Source organism: Streptomyces sp. C, from assembly GCF_000158895.1.
GTDB classification, from domain to species: domain Bacteria; phylum Actinomycetota; class Actinomycetes; order Streptomycetales; family Streptomycetaceae; genus Streptomyces; species Streptomyces racemochromogenes.
In genome coordinates, this window is record NZ_GG657750.1 from 3,127,349 (window position 1) to 3,132,249 (window position 4,901).

Here is a 4,901-nt window from a genome sequence, read left to right on the forward strand (position 1 = left end):
TCCGTCGTGCGCGACGAGGACCGCGGTGACGACGTGCCGGGGGAACTCGGGGGTGGCGGCCGCCTGCTGGGAGGCCGGCGAGCTGCTGTGCGGGGACATCGCGGTACGGGCCCTCCGGCCTGGGGATCCGGGGGTGTTGTGCCCTCGGAGGCTGCTGGACAGCGCCCCACACTAACGGCTGGGAAGGGGAGGGTACGCCGCGTCGGGAGAAGGTCCGGAACGCGACGGTCCGCCTCCTGCGGGGAAGGTGCGGGAGGCGGACCGTTTGCTCAGTCTGTCGTCGTTTCCGTTGTTTCCGTCGCTGTCGGTGGCGCTCCGGGACCGTTTCGGATCGCCGGTCGTCGCCGCTCTCAGACCGCGGCCTTTTTCAGCCGGCGCCGCTCGCGCTCGGACAGACCGCCCCAGATGCCGAATCGCTCGTCGTTGGCGAGGGCGTACTCAAGGCATTCGGAGCGGACCTCGCAGGCGAGGCAGACCTTCTTGGCTTCGCGGGTGGAGCCGCCCTTCTCGGGAAAGAAGGATTCGGGGTCGGTCTGCGCGCACAGTGCGCGCTCCTGCCAACCGAGCTCCTCGTCCGCCTCTTCGACCAGCAGTTCCTGAAACAGCTCGGTCATGTGCGCCCCTCGCTCTGTCTGTGCGTCCCCGTGATGTTGCCGTTACTGATCGCCGAGCAACGACACGAGTGAAATTACAAGTGTGTGGCTCCTGTGCAGTCAAGCCGAGATCTGCTATTGGGGCCCTTATTCACTCTGCGGAACCAAGCGTATACAGAAAGTGTTCATATCGCCAAAAATCGTGACACAAGCCACAGGCTGTCCGCGACCGCCTCCCTCGTTCGAGGTCGACGCGTCACCCCGAAGAGGGGTTGCAATTCGGCCGAAGATGCAGCCGAGATCACATTCCGATCACGAGTGACGCCCGCGGGTTTGATCTCGGTTCCCGTCGAGTCGGAGCGGCACATCCCCTGACCCTGAGTGCACAAACCTTTCTCCGCGCACAGTAACCGGATGAGGTGAAACTTTTCCCGCAAACCGGACATTGGGTTGACAGTCCGGCCCTCCGCCCGGTCTCCTTGTCCTCATGTCAGCGCCCGCAGCCGCCACCCGGACCCCCATTCGTGGGTTCCTGTGCGCTGCCCAGGTTCGCTGTTGCTGTTGCAGCTGTTGATGCCCCCGGAGCCCCTGGCTCCGCCGAGCTCCGGCCACTCCCCCACAGCAACCGCCCCGCACGACTGACACCCGTCGAGGACACCCCCACGATGAACAGCGCCCCCGCATCCTCCGCCGCTCCCGCCGCCGCCTCCGCCGCCGTGCCCGCGACCGCCGTGCCCGCGCCCGCGACCGCCCCGGCCGCCGTCCCGGCTCCGGCCGCAGCCCCGGCCGCCGTCCCGGCCGCCGTCGTCGAGAGTGACCTCCAGATCGCCGGCGACATCCTCGCCGTCCAGCACCTCCTCCAGCCCGCCCGCGAACACCCCGTCACCGTCGCCGAGTTCGCCGGCCTCGCCCGCTCCATCGCCGAGGACCGCGCGAGCTGGGAACACCTCGTCCAGTACGACGCCACCACCCGCTGGTACCACCGCCTGCGCACCGGCCCCGGCTACGAGGTCTGGCTGCTCAGCTGGGTCCCCGGCCAGGGCAGCGGCCTCCACGACCACGGCAGCTCCTCCGGCATCCTCACCGTCCTCGACGGCGAGCTCACCGAGCACACCCCCCGCGGCCGGCTCAGCCACCGCGCCGGCTCCCAGCGCGTCTTCGCCCCCGGCTACGCCCACGAGGTCGTCAACGACACCCTCGACGGAGCCGTCAGCCTGCACGTCTACTTCCCCGGCCTGACCGAGATGCCGATGCACAGCTGCTCCCCGGCCCGCGAGGAGCACGCACCCGCCTGACAGTCCCACCCGTCGCCCGACCACCACCCCTCAAGGACGGCCTGCGGCCGACTGACAGACTGGGGGTATGCGCATTGTTGTTCTGGCCGGCGGCATCGGCGGCGCCCGTTTCCTCCGCGGACTCAAGTCCGCCGTCCCCGACGCGGACATCACGGTCATCGGCAACACCGGTGACGACATTCACCTGTTCGGGCTGAAGGTGTGCCCCGATCTGGACACGGTGATGTACACCCTCGGCGGTGGCATCAACGAGGACCAGGGCTGGGGCCGCACCGACGAGTCCTTCACCGTCAAGGAAGAACTCGCGGCGTACGGGGTCGGACCCACCTGGTTCGGCCTCGGCGACCGCGACTTCGCCACCCACATCGTCCGCACCCAGATGATCGGCGCCGGCTACCCGCTCAGCGCCGTCACCGAAGCACTCTGCGACCGCTGGCAGCCCGGCGTCCGGCTGCTCCCCATGTCCGACGACCGCGTCGAGACCCACGTCGCCGTCACCGACCCGGAGACGGGCGAACGCCGCGTCGTCCACTTCCAGGAGTACTGGGTCAAGCTCCGCGCCTCCCTCGACGCCGAAGCCGTCGTCCCCGTCGGCGCCGAACAGGCCAAGCCCGCCCCCGGCGTCCTCGACGCCATCGCCGGCGCCGACGTCATCCTCTTCCCGCCGTCCAACCCCGTCGTCTCCATCGGCACCATCCTGGCCGTCCCCGGCATCCGAGAGGCCCTCGCCGCCTCCCCGGCACCCGTCGTCGGCGTCTCCCCCATCGTCGGCGGAGCACCCGTACGGGGCATGGCCGACAAGGTCCTCGCCGCCGTCGGCGTCGAAACCACCGCCGCCGCCGTCGCCCGGCACTACGGCTCCGGCCTCCTCGACGGCTGGCTCGTCGACACCTCCGACGCCGACGCCGTCACCGAGGTCGAAGCCGCCGGCATCCCCTGCCGGGCCGTCCCCCTGATGATGACCGACACCGACGCCACCGCCGCCATGGCCCGCGCCGCACTGGACCTCGCGGAGGCCGCCCGGTGACCGTCCCCTCCTACGAGGTGCGGGCCGTCCCCGGCATCCCGGAGGTCCGGCCCGGCGACGACCTGGCCCGCCTCATCGCCGACGCGGAGCCCGGCCTGCGCGACGGGGACGTCCTCCTCGTCACCTCGAAGATCGTCTCCAAGGCCGAGGGGCGCATCGTCCGCGCCGACTCCCGCGAGGACGCCATCGACGCCGAGACCGTACGCGTCGTCGCACGCCGCGGCACCCTGCGGATCACCGAGAACCGGCGGGGACTGGTCATGGCCGCCGCCGGCGTCGACGCCTCCAACACCGAACCCGGCACCGTCCTGCTGCTGCCCGAGGACCCCGACGCCTCCGCCGCCGCCATCCGCGCAGGCCTTCGGGCCGCCCTCGGCGTCGACGTCGGCGTCGTCGTCACCGACACCTTCGGCCGGCCCTGGCGCTCCGGGCTCACCGACGTCGCCATCGGCGCCGCCGGCGTACGCGTACTGGACGACCTGCGCGGCGGCACCGACGCCCACGGCAACCCGCTCAGCGCGACCATAGTGGCCACCGCCGACGAGCTCGCCGCCGCCGGAGACCTCGTCAAGGGCAAGGCCGCCGGACTGCCCGTGGCCGTCGTCCGCGGACTCGGACACGTACTCGGCGACGGCACCACCGCCGCCGACCTGGTCCGCGCCCCCGCCGACGACATGTTCCGCCTCGGCACCTCGGAAGCCGTACGCGAAGCCGTCACCCAGCGCCGCACCGTACGCGCCTTCACCGACGACCCCGTCGACCCCGGCGCCGTACGCCGCGCCGTGGCCGCGGCCGTCACCGCCCCCGCACCGCACCACACCACGCCCTGGCGGTTCGTCCTGCTGGAGTCGGCCGCCGCCCGGCTGGAGCTGCTCGACGCGATGCGGGACGCCTGGATCGCCGACCTGCGGCGCGACGGCAAGTCCGAGGAGTCCATCGCCAAGCGGGTGCGCCGCGGTGACGTACTGCGCAACGCCCCGTACCTGGTCGTGCCGTGCATGGTCACGGACGGCGCCCACGACTACGGGCACGCCCGGCGGGACGCCGCCGAACGGGAGATGTTCGTCGTCGCCATGGGCGCCGGCGTGCAGAACTTCCTCGTCGCCCTGGCCGGGGAGCGGCTCGGCTCGGCGTGGGTGTCCTCGACGATGTTCTGCCGCGACGTGGTGCGCAAGGTGCTCGCGCTGCCCGACGACTGGGACCCGATGGGGGCCGTCGCGGTCGGCCGCCCGGCGGCCCCCGCCGCCGAACGGCCGGCGCGGACGCCGGAGGCCTTCATCGAGGTGCGGTGACTTGGCGGTGACTTCCTAGAGCCGGCCGATGTCGCTGCGCGGCATCCGGGGCGTGCGGCGGGGCGGGGTGCGCCCCGCCAGCAGCACGAGCCGGGCCGCGCGGTGGCGCTGCCCTTCGTACGGGGCCAGCAGCTCCAGCATCCGGGCGTCGTCGGCGTCCCGCTCACCGGCGAGGGCGTAGCCGATGATGCCGGGCAGGTGCAGGTCGCCGGTGGTCACCGCGTCGGGTGCGCCGTTGCTGCGCTGGAGGGTCTCCGCGGAGGTCCACGGGCCGATGCCCGGCACCGCCTCCAGCCGGGCGGCGGCCGGCCCCGGCTCCATCGCGGCCGCCTCCTCCAGGCGGGCGGCCACCCGGGCGGCCCGCACGATGGTGGACGAACGCTTCAAGTCCACCCCGGCCCGGTGCCAGTCCCAGGAGGGGATCAGCGCCCACTCCCGGGCGGCGGGCATCACGTACAGCTCCCCCGCGAGCGGCCCGGGCGCGGGCGTCCCGTACTGGCGGACCAGACGGCGCCAGGCGCGGTACGCCTCGTCGGCGGTGACCTTCTGCTCCAGGACGGTCGGGATCAGCGACTCCAGCACCAGCCCGGTACGGGTCAGCCGCAACCCCGGACGGCGGCGGTGACTGGCGTGCACCAGCTTGTGCCGGGGTACGAAGACGGCCGGATCGTCGGCGGCCCCGAGCAGCGCGGGC

The 4,901-nt window shown here is 72.4% G+C and carries 5 protein-coding genes; 3 read left to right on the top strand and 2 right to left on the bottom strand.

The genetic code is table 11. The annotated features are described in order from the left end of the window. Window positions 1-350: 350 nt before the first annotated feature. A complete protein-coding gene (locus SSNG_RS13880; RefSeq protein ID WP_003983763.1) occupies window positions 351-614 on the bottom strand; it encodes a WhiB family transcriptional regulator in 264 nt (87 codons plus the stop codon). 803 nt (window positions 615-1,417) lie between these two features. Here SSNG_RS13880 and SSNG_RS13885 point away from each other — a divergent pair. The 3 genes from SSNG_RS13885 to SSNG_RS13895 all read left to right on the top strand — a co-directional run bounded on the left by SSNG_RS13885 (window position 1,418) and on the right by SSNG_RS13895 (window position 4,207). After that, the gene (locus SSNG_RS13885) at window positions 1,418-1,888 is read left to right on the top strand and encodes a cysteine dioxygenase family protein (RefSeq protein ID WP_042803480.1); all 471 of its coding nucleotides are present in this window, start codon (window positions 1,418-1,420) and stop codon (window positions 1,886-1,888) included. A gap of 67 nt (window positions 1,889-1,955) precedes the next feature. Continuing rightward, window positions 1,956-2,915 carry a 2-phospho-L-lactate transferase gene (gene cofD, locus SSNG_RS13890; protein ID WP_007264463.1) on the top strand — a complete coding sequence of 320 codons (960 nt, stop codon included), beginning with the start codon at window positions 1,956-1,958 and terminating at the stop codon, window positions 2,913-2,915. Next, window positions 2,912-4,207: a coenzyme F420-0:L-glutamate ligase gene (locus SSNG_RS13895; protein ID WP_007264464.1), complete on the top strand. Its 1,296-nt coding sequence runs from the start codon at window positions 2,912-2,914 to the stop codon at window positions 4,205-4,207. The genes cofD and SSNG_RS13895 overlap by 4 nt, the downstream gene beginning before the upstream one ends. 15 nt (window positions 4,208-4,222) lie before the next feature. On the opposite strand, the gene SSNG_RS13900 is transcribed toward SSNG_RS13895, so the two are convergent. Next, window positions 4,223-4,901: 3-methyladenine DNA glycosylase (locus SSNG_RS13900; RefSeq protein WP_042800985.1), on the bottom strand; the 679-nt coding region annotated here is incomplete at its 5' end.